Source organism: Thermoactinomyces sp. CICC 23799, from assembly GCF_016055145.1.
GTDB classification, from domain to species: Bacteria; Bacillota; Bacilli; order Thermoactinomycetales; family Thermoactinomycetaceae; genus Thermoactinomyces; species Thermoactinomyces intermedius.
In genome coordinates, this window is the sequence record NZ_JAECVV010000001.1 from 351,068 (window position 1) to 367,940 (window position 16,873).

At 42.5% G+C, this 16,873-nt stretch carries 19 protein-coding genes; 16 read left to right on the top strand and 3 right to left on the bottom strand.

Going from position 1 to position 16,873, the window contains the following annotated elements; genetic code table 11:
• Window positions 1–61: 61 nt before the first annotated feature.
• Genes I8U21_RS01910 through I8U21_RS01975 form a run of 15 tightly spaced genes read left to right on the top strand, consistent with a single transcriptional unit; the run spans window position 62 to window position 13,491 of the window.
• Entirely contained in the window at window positions 62–505 is a 444-nt protein-coding gene (locus I8U21_RS01910; RefSeq protein ID WP_198053131.1) for a hypothetical protein, read from the top strand.
• 11 nt (window positions 506–516) lie between these two features.
• The gene (locus tag I8U21_RS01915) at window positions 517–747 is read left to right on the top strand and encodes a hypothetical protein (RefSeq protein ID WP_198053132.1); all 231 of its coding nucleotides are present in this window, start codon (window positions 517–519) and stop codon (window positions 745–747) included.
• Between the two features lie 11 nt (window positions 748–758).
• Window positions 759–1,118 (top strand): hypothetical protein, encoded by a 360-nt coding sequence (locus I8U21_RS01920; protein WP_198053133.1) that lies wholly within the window; start codon window positions 759–761, stop codon window positions 1,116–1,118.
• Window positions 1,119–1,439: a hypothetical protein gene (locus I8U21_RS14890; RefSeq protein WP_232337432.1), complete on the top strand. Its 321-nt coding sequence runs from the start codon at window positions 1,119–1,121 to the stop codon at window positions 1,437–1,439.
• The gene (locus I8U21_RS01925) at window positions 1,436–1,870 is read left to right on the top strand and encodes a hypothetical protein (RefSeq protein WP_198053134.1); all 435 of its coding nucleotides are present in this window, start codon (window positions 1,436–1,438) and stop codon (window positions 1,868–1,870) included. Before I8U21_RS14890 ends, I8U21_RS01925 begins: the two co-directional genes overlap by 4 nt.
• Before the next feature lie 13 nt (window positions 1,871–1,883).
• Window positions 1,884–2,240: a minor capsid protein gene (locus I8U21_RS01930; protein WP_181729158.1), complete on the top strand. Its 357-nt coding sequence runs from the start codon at window positions 1,884–1,886 to the stop codon at window positions 2,238–2,240.
• 6 nt (window positions 2,241–2,246) lie between these two features.
• A complete protein-coding gene (locus I8U21_RS01935) occupies window positions 2,247–2,699 on the top strand; it encodes a phage tail tube protein (protein WP_198053135.1) in 453 nt (150 codons plus the stop codon).
• Between the two features lie 28 nt (window positions 2,700–2,727).
• Window positions 2,728–3,036 (top strand): hypothetical protein, encoded by a 309-nt coding sequence (locus I8U21_RS01940; RefSeq protein ID WP_198053136.1) that lies wholly within the window; start codon window positions 2,728–2,730, stop codon window positions 3,034–3,036.
• A gap of 23 nt (window positions 3,037–3,059) precedes the next feature.
• Entirely contained in the window at window positions 3,060–3,344 is a 285-nt protein-coding gene (locus I8U21_RS01945; protein WP_198053137.1) for a phage tail assembly chaperone, read from the top strand.
• The gene (locus I8U21_RS01950; RefSeq protein WP_198053138.1) at window positions 3,344–5,734 is read left to right on the top strand and encodes a phage tail tape measure protein; all 2,391 of its coding nucleotides are present in this window, start codon (window positions 3,344–3,346) and stop codon (window positions 5,732–5,734) included. The genes I8U21_RS01945 and I8U21_RS01950 overlap by 1 nt, the downstream gene beginning before the upstream one ends.
• Window positions 5,735–5,747: 13 nt before the next feature.
• Window positions 5,748–9,011: a distal tail protein Dit gene (locus I8U21_RS01955; protein ID WP_198053139.1), complete on the top strand. Its 3,264-nt coding sequence runs from the start codon at window positions 5,748–5,750 to the stop codon at window positions 9,009–9,011.
• 2 nt (window positions 9,012–9,013) lie between these two features.
• Complete coding sequence (locus I8U21_RS01960; RefSeq protein WP_198053140.1) at window positions 9,014–11,821, top strand: phage tail protein; 2,808 nt, start codon at window positions 9,014–9,016, stop codon at window positions 11,819–11,821.
• Window positions 11,814–12,227: a phage holin family protein gene (locus tag I8U21_RS01965; RefSeq protein ID WP_181729151.1), complete on the top strand. Its 414-nt coding sequence runs from the start codon at window positions 11,814–11,816 to the stop codon at window positions 12,225–12,227. The genes I8U21_RS01960 and I8U21_RS01965 overlap by 8 nt, the downstream gene beginning before the upstream one ends.
• A gap of 5 nt (window positions 12,228–12,232) precedes the next feature.
• Window positions 12,233–13,345 carry a M15 family metallopeptidase gene (locus I8U21_RS15110; RefSeq protein WP_255516907.1) on the top strand — a complete coding sequence of 371 codons (1,113 nt, stop codon included), beginning with the start codon at window positions 12,233–12,235 and terminating at the stop codon, window positions 13,343–13,345.
• Window positions 13,345–13,491, top strand: a complete 147-nt coding sequence (locus tag I8U21_RS01975) for a hypothetical protein (protein WP_198053142.1) — start codon at window positions 13,345–13,347, stop codon at window positions 13,489–13,491. Before I8U21_RS15110 ends, I8U21_RS01975 begins: the two co-directional genes overlap by 1 nt.
• Before the next feature lie 106 nt (window positions 13,492–13,597).
• On the opposite strand, the gene I8U21_RS01980 is transcribed toward I8U21_RS01975, so the two are convergent.
• Window positions 13,598–14,905 (bottom strand): helix-turn-helix domain-containing protein, encoded by a 1,308-nt coding sequence (locus tag I8U21_RS01980; protein WP_198053143.1) that lies wholly within the window; start codon window positions 14,903–14,905, stop codon window positions 13,598–13,600.
• 393 nt (window positions 14,906–15,298) lie between these two features.
• Here I8U21_RS01980 and I8U21_RS01985 point away from each other — a divergent pair, with 393 nt between their 5' ends.
• Complete coding sequence (locus I8U21_RS01985) at window positions 15,299–15,484, top strand: hypothetical protein (RefSeq protein WP_198053144.1); 186 nt, start codon at window positions 15,299–15,301, stop codon at window positions 15,482–15,484.
• A gap of 17 nt (window positions 15,485–15,501) precedes the next feature.
• On the opposite strand, the gene I8U21_RS01990 is transcribed toward I8U21_RS01985, so the two are convergent.
• Together I8U21_RS01990 and I8U21_RS01995 are read right to left on the bottom strand one after the other, a co-directional pair.
• Window positions 15,502–15,747, bottom strand: coding sequence for a hypothetical protein (locus I8U21_RS01990; protein WP_198053145.1), 246 nt, complete (start codon window positions 15,745–15,747; stop codon window positions 15,502–15,504).
• A 125-nt stretch (window positions 15,748–15,872) separates the two neighbouring features.
• Window positions 15,873–16,865 carry a toprim domain-containing protein gene (locus I8U21_RS01995; protein ID WP_198053146.1) on the bottom strand — a complete coding sequence of 331 codons (993 nt, stop codon included), beginning with the start codon at window positions 16,863–16,865 and terminating at the stop codon, window positions 15,873–15,875.
• Between the last annotated feature and the right edge of the window lie 8 nt (window positions 16,866–16,873).

Genomic DNA, 16,873 nt, shown 5'->3' on the forward strand with positions numbered 1-16,873 from the left:
TTGAAAAGGGCATCCAGTTGGATGTCCTCTTCTCTGATTTGACAAAAGGAGGCAGGTATTTATGGGAGTTCATTATAGGTATGCATTCATTCCTGGACCCATTGAACCCGGTGAAAGCAAAAAGGTTTATATTGACCTTGGAACTAAAGACATTGAGATTACTGCAGTTCATCTGTTTGCCCCAGACCTGCCGGGAGCAACGCAAGGAGATACTTTGATTTATTTAGATTGTGAGCCGGCGCATAACAATTACTCGGGTTTCGCTGTTCCGAAGCACATTCCTAACTTAAATATCCTTGTAGCACAGGGGAGCGGTTCCGAGAAATACGGAAAAGTTGAGGCACAACACTTTGAAAGTTTTTATCAGATTGGGAAAGTCTGGGGGCAAGAGAATTTCCCCTTTTACGCAACCGGACGACTTGCACTTAACTACCATAACAACACAGACGGAACACTTACTGAAGACAGAGCCGTAGCAGTTTCAATCATTTACCGTGACATCTAGGAGGTGGGAATATGGCTAAGTTTCAGAGCGATAACCAATTCCTAACCGTTTGGGTAGGAACAAAGAAAATTGAATTCACCTCAGGGTTTGCCCAAACAGAAGACAAAGAAGTCATTGAAGCCCTCAAGAAAAATCCACGAGTTCGTATCTTAGAAGACACTCCAGCACAAGAAGCTAAAGCCGAACCGAAAAAAGAGGCAAAGACAACAAAGAAGGCAACTAAAAAGAAAGGTGAAAAGTGAGGTGATTAGGAATGCCAAACCTCACTGATGCCGAGCAATATTTTGACACGTTTGTTCTGCATACGGAAGCATGGGACGAAGCTGACGAAACCATGCGGATAAAAGCATTGAACCAAGCGGAAAAAGATTTATCCGAATTTTTGGGTGATATTGACTTTGAAATTCCAGTAGAAGCCATCTATGAACAGGCTTTATGGATTCTCTGCATGGACGACGCAATTCAAAAGGCAGAGTTGGGAGTTACCAGCGTATCTGTCGATGGTGTTTCAGTTTCAATGGCAAAGGCTCCGCCTAGAATCTCTCCTAGAGCCGTCCAGAAAATCGAGTACGAAACAGGATATAATCCTTATGACTTGTGGACGGTGATTTAAATGGCTTGGATACCTATGAAAGACAAAATCAAAATAACCAAACTTGAAGGAATTGACGGATGGGGTGAGCCAATCTGGGGAGAGTCTAGGGAAGTGAGGGGGAGGATTTCAGAGCAAACCCGGATTGTTCTAAACCAAAACGGAGAAGAGGTATCGTCACGATACACACTATACGTTTCGCCAAAAGAAGTAATCCGATATGGAGACAAAATTGAGTTTACGGATTCCAGTGGCTTAACTATTTCAGGTGAGTCTTTGTCAATAAAAGCCATCAAGGATTACGGTGGAAAGGTGATTCTTAGAAAGGTGAGTTTGCGATGAGGATGAGAACGAGAGTCGCCACAAATGTTTCTAAATTGAAAAGTGCTTCAAAGTCTATTCAATACGCATTAAACATGTCACTCCACGATGTGGGAGATGACTTGGTTCGGGCATCTTCTGGAGCGGCTCCGCATGAGACAGGCTATCTTGAGTCTAGTTGGAACAAAAAAGTTGACACTTCCCCTACACAAGGAAGCGTGGAAGTTTCTTACCGTGCGTATAATCGAGGATTCAACTATGCACTGAAAATGCATGAAGGTAGTTATAACTTGGGGGAAGGCTCACGGAGAAAGCCTGGAGGGATTGGAATGTCTGGAAGACGGTATCCAGTTGGTGCTAAGTTTCTTGAACGTCCACTTATGGGGGAACGGAGCGCTTATCAAAAACATGTTAAAGAGCGATTGGCACGGAATTTAAAGGCACTTGATTAGGGGAGGTGGTTTAATGAGGATTGAGGAGTTGAGGAAGTTTGTTGAAAATAGTTTTAATATTCGGACATATAGCAATGAGTTTTACGCTCAATCTGAAAATAATTGTGCTATGGTGAGGATTACGCCGGGCACAACTGAACCTCATGTTAACCGCCTAAATGTCCAAATCCTCCTGAGGAATGAGAGTGCCGCACAAGCTGAGGAAAAAGCGTGGAAAATTTATAAAGCATTGCGCACTAAGTCTAGGTTTTTCGTTGGTGATGCTTTTGTAATCCTGTGCATTGCCAACCAGCCTTTGTATATAGGAAAAGACGAAAACCAAAGAACGCAATATTCAATAAATTGCAGTCTAATCACTGATGGGGAGTGATGTTAAATGGCATCTAATAAAGTCGCTGGTATTGATGTATTGCTGTACGTAGATACGGGGACAGAACAAAAGGTTTTGGGTGGTCAAGGAGATGCTACCTTCAACCGTGGCGCTGAAGAAGTCGATGTCTCCAGTAAGACTGATGGAGAATTTGGTGATTATCTACCGGGACGCAAAAGCTGGTCAATTGAGTGCTCAGGATTCATGGTGGAAGATGACGAAGCACTTTTAGCTTTGGAACAAGCGTTTGAAAACCGTCAAACATTGTCAGTTGCTTTTAAATTTCCGTCTGGTTTGACGTATCAAGGGGAAGTAATTGTGTCTGAATTTCCGCTGGAATTTGCGCAAGAAGATGGCGTATCGTATTCTCTTACGCTAACTGGAAGAGGGTCTTATTCGATTGTTCGTGGAGGTTCTGGAGGTAGTGGAGGCGGAAGTGGAACCGGAGCCGGCGAGTAAGTGATTAACCTAGCAAGGAGTGGTGAAGATGGCGAAACGAACAGTTACTGTAAAATTGGATAAACAACGAAAGTTGAGATATACGTTCAGTGCCTTTTGCGAGCTAGAAGATGCATTAGGACGTTCGCTTTTGGAGGTTAGAAACAACTTTCGAATGAAGGATTTACGTGCTTTGGTTTGGGCAGGGCTTCTCCATGAAAATCCTGACCTGACCTTGGAAGAAGCTGGACGATTACTTGATGAAGCCCCGTCTTTAGAAGACGTTGGAGATGCTGTCATGAAGGCGCTGGAAATGTCCGTGACTAAAAACGCCGATAAGGGTGGCTCGGGGAAGTAATAGAAGAGGTTGATTGGGAACAATTGCAAAAGGTTGCATTTGGTAAGCTGGGGCTTCTTCCGGATGAGTTCTGGGGACTGTCCCCGTATGAATTTCATCTCATGCTGAAAGGAAAAGTGGAAGATGAAGAAAGGTATTTTGAGTTTCTTGAAAACCTAGCGGTGGACATCATGAACTCTAAGTTCTTGAAGAAGCCAGCAAAATTATCAAAGAACCATAAGTCCCACAAAACAGACAAAAAGAAAAAGAGCTTGGACGAGCTAAAACAACAATTTGGATTTATAAACAGGAAGGAGGTGAGCGGTTAATGGCAATTGCAGAAGTTGTTGCAAAATTTACGGCTGATACGTCGGGACTAGATGCAAGTCTAAAACGTATTGAAGCATCAATTAGCCAATGTGCTGGTAGTCTCTCTAACTTTGGCGGTAAGTTCCAGAAGATTGGAAACACTGTCAGCAATATTGGGGAGAAAATGACCACGCACATCTCAGCACCACTTGCAGGGCTAGGAGCGGCGGCAATCTTGGCGGGGGCTAACTTTGAGGAAAGCATGTCAAAAGTTGCCGCTGTTACTGGTGCAACAGGAAAGGACTTCGAAAAGTTAAAGGAAGTTGCTAAGCAACTAGGGGAAACTACTAAATTCTCAGCTTCAGAGGCGGCTCAAGGTATGCTATACCTCGGTATGGCAGGGTTTAAGACCAACGAAATCATCGATGCCATGCCCGCAGTATTGAACCTTGCAACTGCCGGGGCATTAGACCTTGGCAGAGCCGCAGACATTACGTCAAACATTATGTCTGCGTTCGGCATGAAGTCTGAAGAGGCGGGGCATATGGCAGACGTACTTGCAAAAGCCGCATCCTCGGCTAATACCTCAGTTGAACAAATGGGGTATGCGATGGGTTATGCAGGACCTATTGCTAACTCATTTGGAATTAGTGTAGAGGAAGCGGCGGCGGCAATCTCGTTAATGTCTAATGCTGGTATCCAAGGGGAACGGGCAGGTACGGCATTGCGGGGTATTCTTAGCCAATTGTCAAACGTAACAGGGAGTACCGAAAAAACCCTTAGAAAATATGGTCTGACTGCCGAAGACGTTAACCCTAAAACTAAATCATTAGCGGAAATTATCGAAGTGCTCGCAAATGCAGGGGTTAAAGCCTCTGATGCCATGGAATTGGTTGGTGTTGAGGCAGGTCCTGCAATGGCTGTTTTGTTGCAGGAGGGTACCTCTGGTCTGCAAGATTTTACCTCAATGTTAGAGAATGCCGACGGCTCAGCCCAGAAAATGGCGCAAACAATGGCGAATAACACAAAGGGAGCCTTTCGTGAATTTATGTCGGCACTTGAAGGGCTAGGGATTGCTATTAGTGAGCACATCCTACCCGCATTGATTCCATTTTTAGAGCGTTTGGCGGAGATGGTTAGGAAGTTTGGTGAGCTAGACCCGGCTACGCAAAAGATAGCCATAGGTTTAGGTGCTGTAACTATTGCATTGGGACCGCTAACCTCCCTCTTCGGTAACCTACTAAAGACCATAGGGGTAATTCTTTCGAACCTAACAAGGTTGCCTCAGGTCTTAAACATGCTCGGTTCCGGCTTCTCAAAAGTTGTAGGGTTTGCTTCCACCTTTTGGGGCTGGCTTGTACGTCTAACACCTGTCATTTTAAATATTGGTAATGTAGTCCGCACAGCATTTACGCTTATTGCAGGGGTAATGACCGGGACTTCTGGCATCATTATTGCGGTCATTGCCGGAATCGTTGCGGCAGGTATTTGGCTTTGGCAAAATTGGGACAGCGTGACGAAATGGATATCTAACGCTTGGAACTGGTTAACAGGTGTAGCGTCTACCGTCTGGAATGGGATTAAAAATATTGTAGTTGGTGCGTTCAAATGGATGTACAACCACAACTATTATTTTGAAGATTTAGTTAATTTCATCGTTAATGCGTGGAACCGAGCCAAAAGTCAAACAACTGCAATCTGGAACTCAATTAAATCATTTATCACCCCGCTTTGGAACAGTCTTAAAACAACTGCAACTTCCGTATGGAACAGCATAAAAAGCGTTGTAACTTCAGTTACAAATGCAGTTAAAAGCACCGTAACGAGTGCTTGGAATAATATTAAAAGCGTAACAAGCAGTGTATGGAATAGTGTTAAAAGCATAATTAGCAGTACCGTTTCCAGTATCAGCAGTACTTTGTCTGGGCTGGCATCCAAGGCATATAGTTGGGGAAGCAACTTCATGAACATGTTTGCATCCGGGATAAAGAGCAAGATTAACAGTGTCGTTTCCACAGTGAAAAATGTTGCAAGGACAATTGCTTCATATCTCGGGTTCCACAGCCCGACGGAGAAGGGGCCGGCTTCAGATTCCGATAAGTGGGCTCCTAACTTTATGAACATGTTTGCGTCCGGCATTCAAAACAGCATTCCGAAATTAGCACAAACAGTAAGTTTTGCGGCTTCGGAATTGGCTTCGCTAAGTCAGTTTACGGCTAATCCCACAATTGCACCGTCAGTTTCTGGCGTGTCTTTTGGGGTTGGTTCATCCTCTATGGGTGGTGTTGGTGGCGTAGTCATTACCGGAAATACCTTCAACGTCAGAAAAGACTCAGACATAAAACAAATTGCAAACGAGCTTTATAAACTCCAACAAAGACAGTTGCGGTCAAAAGGACGCCTAAGATAAGGTAGGTGGTTGAATGTTTAAATTTAAGGGACAACACGCATTAGACTACTTCGATAAGGTACTAGAAGTAAGGCGGGGCATGACCGCTCCGTCTTCTGCCGTCCTTCAGAAAGTGCGAGGCAATCATGGTGCTTATTTCTATGGTGTAGAAACTGATATTTACGAAATCGAATTTGATGTGTTTCTACAGGGAGAAAGTAGACAAGATTTATGGCAGAGAGTGCGGAGGATTAACACTTGGTTGAGGAGTGAGCATCTAGAAAAGTTAGAGGTTTGCGTGGAAAAGGGCTTGTATTATAAAGCAATTTGTGTCGACAGTCTTGACTTAGATGAAATGCTTGAATATGGTTGGACAACCATTAAATTTATTGCTCCCGACCCCTTCGCACATGGAGAAACTAAGGTTCAGCGTGTGGATTCTCCTAGTGCTATTTTTTCTCGAGCAGGTATAAGGTATCGGGAAGATGGCACGGTAGTAACTGAAAACTATCCAATTTATAAGCCCGGTAAGTTTGACCAAGCAATCCTCGTCGAAGAGGGAACTGAAAACCTGCTGGAAACCGCCTCTAATCCTCAAGTTGAGGAGTTAGCAGTGGTAAAAGGTGCGGACTATTACTTGACAACGGTCAACGGTTCAGCAGGCATCGAACACAAAAAGACCGAAGAATTGCCTGTCCTTTCGCTCGAAAAGGAGGGAACGGATTATCAAGGGGCTGTTGACCGTGGTTGGGAATCAGGAACACTGGTCGGGGTTGAAGAAGTAGACAATGACTTTCTCGAGTTAACGAAATCGGGCGTTGACGTCGAAAAGATTTTCCAAACAACTACGGACTGGAACTCCGGAACCCACCACAACACAAGGGCTGATGCTGGGGAAAATCTTGAGCTAACCAATATTCTAGATTGGGAATATTGGTCGGATATGTATAATCACGTGGACTGGACGAACCATAACGCTTCTAATACTCAAATCAACCAATACCCGGAATATGTGGAGATAGTTAAGACTGGAGGGCAGTCTCAATCTGGGGGAATGAGGAAAAATGTTAGTTTGAGTTTCACTAATGGTTTTACGATGGAATTTCGATTTAAAACACAAAATGCCAACAATGGAATATCCGTCTATGTATCAAATGGTTCCATACTCGCTAACCTGACCCTCCCTGATACTAATGGGGAATGGCGGATGGCACGTATCCGGATTCCGGCAGGGGCATCAGCAGGGAGTATTGCGGAGCTATATGTTGACGGGGATTTGCACACAACTTATACGATGACCAACTACTCAACCGCTTTAATCTTGTTCTTCTTTTCTGGAGTAGCTCCGACAGGGAGTTCCTTAGCGCTTGATTGGGTTATTTATCATCAAGAAGACCGGGGAGCACCACCTGCAGGAAATGTTTATTACGGCTATTGGGAGTCTCCATGGTTTGACATTTCTGACGCAAAGCTGGTCGCGAATGCTTATTTAACTCCAACGTGGACGGATTTTGACCCTTTACCTGAGTATTTTCACGATGTCAAGTTCCATGTCAGACGTGACGATAATGGCGAAGTTGGGGAATGGGTTGAAGTTGTAGACGCAGAAATAGTCAATATTCTGGAAGGGGAAGACTTGGAAGAAAACCAGACAAAAATACAAGTCATGGTGGAACTGTTCAGCATCCATGGTGCTGACAGCCCCGACCTAAAATCCTTGCAAATCCAAATTCACAGCGGATATGTCACGAGTGGGTACCGGGAATCCGTTCCTATTAATATTAGCCAAGTTGGGAAGGCATCCCGAGCTATTTCGGAATTAACAGCATTTATCCCAGAAGGTACTTCCGTTTTGGTAGAGACTCGCATTTCTACTGACGGAGGTAATACGTGGTCTGAATATATGCCTGTATCGGGAAATGTCATTCAGGGAATTAGCCAAGCAACAGATTTGTCTAATGGAAGGTTTCAGTATAGAGTCACTTTGACAACAAGCAGGGTTAGCTTGACGCCATCCGCTGACAGACTTTCTTACGAGTTTTATTCAGGATATGTTCCGAGTAAAACTATTACGCTACCTAGCGTAGATGTTAGCAACATCGGCAAGGCGATTACTTCAACTGCCATCTTACCGCAAAACCACGGTGCAGAGGCAACATCCGTTATTTTTGAATATAGCCTTGACGGAACTACGTGGTCAAAAATGAATCATAATCAGGCATTTGTTGAAGATGTTGACTTATCCGACTCGAACTTAACTATCAGGTATACGCTGGTGACAGAGGACACCAACGAAACGCCAACTATTGGCGACACGATGACTTGGTATATCCGACAACAGGAACCAAATAAAATTACTCCGGCAACTGATATTATAAGGCTTATTCCTAATGGTGCGTCCCGGTGGCAACTGGAGAAGCGAAGCTATCCCACCAGTTGGCATAATACGGGCAATCGAAATCCTGAAGAACTAAAGGTATGGATTGACCATCTGACGGAAGAGCTAAACGAAGCGGGAACTATTTCAATGTGGGTATACGAGGATGGAATGAAAAGACAACTTCAAGCTACGGCTTTTGACACAACTGGAACGGAATCAAGATTCCATCTATTTAAGGACGAGGAAACAACTTCATACGTGCTTGAGATTGGCGGCAAGGAAGCAATTTCAGTTCCAAAAGGTTCCGGGTGGAATCATTTGGCAGTGGTTTGGGACACAAGCAACATTTACCTCTATTTGAATGGGGAATTCCAAGGCGAAGCAGACAGGACGGTTTACCCGTTAAATTTCAATGGCATGACATATCTGTGGCTTGGTGTCAGCCGAGAAAACAGCAATCACTGGAATAACCTTATAGACGATGTTGTTATTTTCACGAGGGCACTAGAAGCTGTGGAAGTGGAGGAGCTATTTAATTCAAATCAGCCTGCAACTCCCACAGAGGATAACAACGTTTATCACTTTGATGGCAACCTTGCCGCAGGTAGTAATGACATTCTTGAGTATCTGGGGACGTATCCGGCGTATCCTAGATTCAATGTTCAATTTTCTAGAGCCACCCCTTATTTCAAAATATCCAACGGCTCGGAGTTCATCCTTATCAATCATGAATTCCAACCGGGAGACAAGTTGGAAATTGATTGTGCTAATGAATCGGTCAAACTAAATACGCTCCTAATTATGGAAGACCTGTCGATTGACTCTGACTTCTTCGCAATCAAAAACGGAGACCAAATCTTATTTGACCCTGACGGAGCGGCTAGTGTTGACTTAGAGTTTACGGAAAGGTGGGTGTGATTATGAAACTTTGGATTTTAAACAGAGACGAAAAGATAGAGACCATTCTCCAAAACGGAAGCAATCCCACCATCTTAGACGCAGTGCACAGGGAACAGGTTAACGGGGAAAACGTTTTAGAGTTCTCTGTGCCTGCCAATCATCCAAAAGCTCAATTTGTAGTGGAAGAGAACATTGTCTTGTATCAGGATATCGACGGTGTCTGGCAGGAGTTTGTCATTAAAGAAATAGAGGACGAACATGGGGAAGACTTTGTCCGGCATGCGTATTGTGAGCACGCCTATACCGAATTAAATGACTATATTATCCGTGATATTCGACCTCAAGACCAGGACGCAGAATATATGTTAAATCAGATTCTGCAGAAAACACGGTGGAGTGTTGGGCATGTTGATGGAAATGAAACTTCCACCCATGTCTTCTATAACAAATCAACTCTTCAATGTATATATGAAGTTGTTGAACTGTTCGGTGGAGAGTTGCGTTTTCGGACAGAATTCACCGGAAGCAAAATAACCGGAAGATTTGTGGATTTGTTTAGCCAACGTGGGCAGTTCAGAGGCAAGCGGTTTGTTTATGGTAAAGACGTAACCAATATCAAAAGAACCGTTGACACGTCCAACCTCTGTACTGCCCTTATCGGCAGAGGAAAAGGTGAGGAGAACGAAGAGGGCACAGGATACGGCAGAAAGCTAGATTTCACGGAGGTTGAGTGGTCGGTTGCCAATGGAGACCCCGTTGATAAACCGTTAGGACAGGATTGGATAGGAACAGAAGAGGCATTAAAACGCTACGGAAGACCAGACGGTCAAGGTGGGTTAATTCATAGAGAACGTGTCATTGAATTTGAAGACGAGGAAGACCCGGTTAAATTGCTTGAGAGAACGTGGGAAGCATATCAACAACTTAGCCAACCAATTGTATCCTATGAACTTGATGTGATTGACCTTGAAACTGTGGAAGGTCATCGGCACGAAGCCGTTAGGCTTGGTGATGAGGTTGTAGTGATTGACCGCAAGTTCAACCCGGAATTGAGACTGAAAGCAAGAGTGCTTGAAATCGAAAGGGACTTAATCAATCCGGAAAGTACTAAAGTTCAAATCGGAAATGTTCAAAATCCCTTCCAACATGTTGAGCGTCAAATTGACTTAGAAGAACGGGTTAAAGATAAACCTGTTCCAACCTCTTGGCTTGACGGTTATATTGACGCAGTGCGGAATGAGATACTAGCGGGAGCCGGAACCGTCCGGCTGACAGAAGGCGGAATGCTTAACCTTGATAAACCGCCAGACCAAAACCCGACAAAGGCTATCTTCATCGGAAATGGAATAGTTGCTGTATCAAATGAAAGATTACCCGGTGGCGACCCGTCTACGGTTGGTGGTTGGGACTGGAGTGGGGGCACTTTCATTACTGGCGATGGTGCTTTTGCTGACAAGGTAGTTGCTGGAACAATGCTTGCTGACCGTGTGCGAGGTGGTCAGTTGTATTTGGGTGGAGTCGTTAACGGCATTGGACAAGACGGTAGGTTTTACTTGCTAAATGATGAAAATGAGATAGTTTGTCAAATGGATTCCCGCACGCAAGGGTTTGATGAGCTATTTGTAGGTCATATCAAAGGAAACAACGTGGTCACAAAAAACTATACGAATCTAACTTATTACATCGACCCTGATAATGGCTCAGACGAAAATGACGGCACAGAATCCGCTCCTTTTGCTACCTTGAAAAAACTAACTGACAGCCTGCCAGAAGCCAACAATGCTTATATCGTTGTAGAGATGAAAGAAGGAAGTGAATTTAATGAAGTTGTTGAGTTGACCGGAAAATTCGGCTCGGGAATTATTGAATTCCGTTTCAACGGTTCCGTTCTAAATGGGCATTTCAGGATTGGCTCGTGTAATCACAGGATTAAGCTAATCGGTGGAACTATTGTTCATGACGGAATTCAGCACCCACAAGACAGCTTCGTAGTGGCTTGTATCCGCTGCTATGCGTCAAACTGGGTAGTCCTTCAGGACATGACGCTTAAGGCAGAGGGGAAAGCATCTTTCTGTATTCAAGCGGAAGGTGCAAACATGGAGGTAATCAATTGCCAAGTGTATGACGCAACCTCAGCACAAATATTTGCTTCATTAGGTGGCACAATCCATGCCGTGGATAATGCAGGTTCTGGCTGTGATGTAAACTTCCGGGCTTCAGGAAGTGGTTTGATTTCCGGCTATGGAACAGAGCCGCTAGGTTCTCACTCAACACCTGGCGGTGGTCAGATTACTGGAACGTGGAACCAAACATCAGCAGGTCAGAAGCCGAGTACTGGCACACAGCCCGGAAAGGGTACGTGGAATACTACTGGTTGTGGTTCTTATGAACCAACCTACGGGTGGAGAACAGACAGCGTCTACCAAGGTGACCCCGGTAGCTGGGCACCCCAAATTGGTAACTATCGTGGTTTATGGTTCTTTGATTATCAGAATATTAGGAATGATTTATCTGGGAAAACGATTAAGAGTATCCGCATATACCTCACTCGCCAATCGAAAGGCGGTTACTACAGCAGTAGACCACTATACTTCTATACCCACAATAACACGTCAGCATCTGGGGGAAGTCCGGCATTATCAAACAGTGCGGGGAACTTGGCAAGCTTTAGTCCTGGCGAAAGTAAATGGGTGGAACTTCCGAAATCCTTCGGCGAGGCATTGAAGAACGGAACGGCGAGAGGAATTGCAATTTACGATTCCAGCGGTTCCCAACAAAACTATTTGCTTATGAGTCGTTCTGCAACTTTGGAAATTGTGTATGAGTAGGGAAGTGGTGAATATGGAAACATTCTTCAAGGCAGTAGTTTCTGTATCTGGTGGGGTTCTAGTTTATATCTTTGGAACTTGGCATGAATTGTTTGGCGTGTTTATTGCCCTGTGGTTTTTCGATGTAATCACGGGGCTAGTTGCCGCAGGGAAAAACGGGAAAATTTCCTCAGTTAGGGGTTTAATTGGGATTGCAAAAAAGGTTTTGATATTCTCGCTGATTGCAACTTCCCATATTGCCGATATGGTTTTGGATACTGGAGATGTAATCAGAAACTCAACCCTCATGTGGTTTGTAGTTAACGAAATGATTAGCATCATTGAAAATGCTATGAGGGCAGGGGTTCCAGTCCCTCCAAAATTAAAAGAAGCCATTGATTTATTAAAAGAGAAGAAAAGGGGATGATGCATATGGCAATGACCTACCACAACACAAACCAAAAAAGACTTGCGGAGCTTCAACCTCATGTGAGAGATGCGGCACAAAAGGCACTAGCAGAAGCAGAAAAAGCTGGTCTTGACATCCTTGTTACGCAAGGTTTAAGGACATTTGCGGAACAAAATGAGCTTTACGCTCAAGGAAGAACAAAACCGGGTAAGATTGTCACTAATGCAAAAGCCGGGCAGTCTTATCACAACTTCGGCTTAGCATTTGACTTCTGCTTAATCGAGAATGGCAAGGCTTGTTGGGATGTAAACAATAAGTGGAAACAGTTTGTTAACATTTGTAAAAAACAAGGATTTGAATGGGGTGGAGATTGGACGAGTTTTAAAGATTACCCACACTTTGAAATGACAGGTGGGTTGTCCCTTGCCCAATGCCGTGCAAAATGGCCTAACGGATGGAAACCCACAAGCACCAGCACAGGAACAGCCACAACGTATGTTGAGATGGACGAATTACCTTTGAAGAAAGGTCATAAAGACGGTTTTCTTAAACTTGTGTCCAAGCTTCAAGAAAGACTTAAAGTTAAGGTTGACGGGTATTTTGGAGCCACAACGGAAGAAAGTGTGAAAATGTGGCAAGAACGGCACGATGAAAATGGTAATGCCGTATCGATTGGAAAAGGATTAACAGCAGATGGAATTGTGGGTGAAAAGACTTGGAAAGTACTTTTTGGCGAGCTTCCGAAGATTGAATATGTAGAAGATTATCGCGCTCCTTTTGAAATTGGTTCTAAAGGGGATGCCGTGAAAAAGATTCAGAATAGATTGAAAATAAATGCTGATGGTTACTACGGGGTGGCCACAGCCCAGTCTGTTCGTACTTGGCAAGAACGGCATGATGCAGACGGTAACGCTGTATCGATTGGGCAAGGGCTTCCTGCAACGGGGATTGTTGATTTCACGACTTGGTATGCATTGTTTCCGGAGGAAAAACCTCGGGAACCTGCTTATGAAGTGGCAGTTGACGGGGAAATTGTCGTAACCTCCGCATATGACAAATACGTCATTGAAGCAGTGCAAAACGCCATCAAAGACAATAAAGCTGAAAAAATCGTTATTGAAAGGGTGGACTATTAATGAATTGGAAGGAATATTTGAAGGATAAAAAATTGTGGGCTATTGTTGTACTTTTTGTTTTGTATATCTTGCAATCCTTTGGTATTGATGTTCCGCAGGAATTAAATGATTATTTCCAAAAACTTTTCCTTGAAATTTTTGCTTAATAAAAATAAAGATCCTTACCTTTTCTTGGTAAGGATCTTCTAATACATATCAGCTTTCAGGTGGATCACTTACTGTAGACTTAACAAAGATCTTGGTTGCAACCATTTAAACCACTCCTTTCAAGTCCATAATCAATTGTACAATATTTTTATAATGTTCGTGAAGTGATTCTTTGTTGTCTTCCCCTTCAAGACATTTACAGATTCTCCATGCAACATCTAGTTCTTTATTTTTATTTCCCGTTTTTGTTAGGACACTTTCAGCATTTTTGTATTCTTTCATTGCTTTTTTAAGCTTTCCAGTTTCCCTAAAGCAATCCCCTAGTAAGATGTATGAATCAATGATGTGGTCCAGCATTTTGTGGGATCTGGCAAATTTATTTGCAATTTTAAATTGCTCAATTGCCTGCTCCGGTTGGCCTTCTTCTTTTAAGACTTTTCCATAGGTAAGGTGTGCGTAGGCTTTAACTTTTTCATTGCAGTTTTCAATCATTTCTATTGCAATTTCTATATCAGCTTTCGCATTGGACAATTTACCCATTTGTAAATGAGCATTTGCCAAGATTGTCCAAAGCTCACAGGAGCGGTCCAGAAACTCATTTCTCCTTGCCTTTTCGATTCCCTCCAAAAGAAATTCAATTGCATCCTCATACATGCCTAGCTTGATCAAAAATAGTGCACGTTTTTCATACATAGTCAATACAAGTCGCATATCATCAATTTCATGCATAAATTCCCACAGCTTGATGATTGCACTTAAGGCTTCACCATACTTTTCTTGGGCTTCCAGGATATATACTTTCATGATGTAAAGGTTGTACCTGATATATTTCCGATCCCCTGCATCATTGAAGTGAAATAGGCCTTGATCAACATATTCCAGGGCTAGATCAAATTCTTTGGTGTAATAACAAACCCGGCTTAGCTCATACAATGAATTAGACTTTATATTGTCTTGGTTGGATTCGCAGATTTCAATGGATTGCCTAAGGGCAAGCTTTGCTTTGTCCCATTGTTTGGTACGGATATAACATTTTCCCCGTAAGTAAAAGATGTAGGGAGTGTTCATTGAGTATTTATGCTGGATTTCATTAAGCATCTGTAAGCATTTTTCCGTTGAAAGGTTATGGGCTAACAAACTTTCAATGCCTTGTAATTGTTCCAAAACGGTTTCTTTATTCTGGTCTATTTCTTGAAGATCCTGGACCATTTGATCAACATCGATATCCAGCTTTTCGCATAAACGAATAATGCGGCCGATATCGACAGAAAGCACTCCACGTTCAATATTTGAAATTGTTGACTGTGACAAACCGTCTTCCACTAATAAGGAACTTTTAATTCCTTTTCTTTTTCTTTCTCGCTTCAAATAGTCCCCTATCTTCTTTCTCTCAATTGTTTCCAGGCTACTCACCATTATCACCCAAGAAGAATTATATAACAAATTTTCTAAAAAGTCACTCTAAAAAGTTTGGTGATAGCAGGGTTTTCGTGGTATACCATCCCATTAAATAATTTATCCATCATAAATGTGCTTATTTTTAACATCTGAATCCAATATTATGGTAAATAGGGCTTATTGTAGTAAAAATATAAATATTGTGAAAAATTAAATGCGTGGTTAGAATTGATAATAGAAAGGGGATATCATCATGAGGAATGTAGAAAATCCAATTGTTTTGTTGAAAACACAAGAAGGAAAACAGATAATTCTGTTTTTCGAGAAGGGAAAAGTTCAATTTGAGAATGGAAAAATCAAGTTTACGGGGACGAACAGTGAAAAAACATTATTAAGGGAGGTTATATAATGTTAAAAAAGGAAAGGGAGGAAATTGTTTTAGCACTAACATATTCATTAACGAAAAACGGGATCAAACCCAAGAAGATAATTGAAATCTTTGAGGATATACACAAATACAATCCAAGACTCAACTTGAGTTTGAAAACAAAGTTGCCAACAAAAAGAAGACGAGCACAAGAAAGGCCTTCCTAAGATTTAGGGAAGGCTTTTTAATTTGAAAGTTCAAGATATTCTTTTTCTGGGATGACCACTTGGCAATTCCTGCATCTATAGTTTTCCTTTTTAAAAATTAGTATCAGAATCAGCACTGGAATCAAAATAACAAATCCAATTCCTAAGGTGATCAATGAAGCAATACCGCCTATCCCGCCGAACATAAGAAGTGCCCACTTTTTGCCGTGTTTCTCCAGTTTATGCTGGCCACAATTTGGGCATTGTTGATAAAGTTTTTTCATTGTTAATACCTCCTTTCCTTATATTCGTTGATGGGTTTGAATTTGTGTCAGTAAATAAAAAAAGAACCCCCTCACTCAAATAGTGGGGGAGATAATCAACATTAAATCCTTCATAAAAATCACCCTCATTTCAGTTTTAGGTTAAACCTGGACCGGATCACCTTTGCTTGTTCAATCATTTGTTTCAATCCACCTTTTCCATACTTCACAAGAACATCATTGCAGTCCTTACAATCAGCAGGAAAAGCCACATGAAGAATTTGTACATGACCATTAAGACTTTCTGTAATTTTCTGTTTCAAGTTTCTTCCGGCATCATCATTGTCGGATGCAATGATCACACGTTTAATATTTGTGCCTAGAATCAGATCCTTTTTATTATCGGACCACTTAGATCCCCCGACAGCTAGACTAGGAAACCCGGCTACAATACAAGATAAGGCATCAATTTCCGCTTCCGTGATCACGGCCATGTCTAGGTAATCTTTTTGGTGAAATATCTGAATACCAAATAACAACTTTGAAATACTCCATCCGCCTTTTGTGTAAAAGAAGCGTTTACTGGTTGTTTTCCGGTATTTGATATTTGCTAGTTGACCATCCGGAAGGAGCCAAGGAAATGCAATGGCTTTGTTCTGTTTGTCGTATCCAACCTTCAAGGCTCTTTGAATGTTTTTTGGGATTCCACGATTAACTAAGTAATCATGGGGTTCAAGATTTTTTATAAGAGAGTGGGGGAGTGTGGCCTTTTTAATGGTGTCTTGGTTCAGCCTCAATTTTTTAAATTGGAACTTTGATGAATCAGAAGAACCATATTTGTCAAGCAAATATTCAGCAGTATCTTCAGGGGTTTCTTCTCTTAAAAAAGAAAGGAGGGTAATAAACCCGCCTTTTTCATATTCTCCAGAACCACCACTATCACCCCAGAAACCTGCTTTTGCGTCCGTTCTTAGATCGTCTTCTAGAAAGCAATAGAATGACGGACGGTTGTCGTCTCTGAAAGGGCTACAAGCGATCAATTTATTTGCGGTCCAGGTTGCATTTCTCCATTCGAATTCTTCAAGTTCTTCTCGAATGTCAACTTCTATAAGTTGACCATTTAAGTATACTTGTGCCATTGTTACAC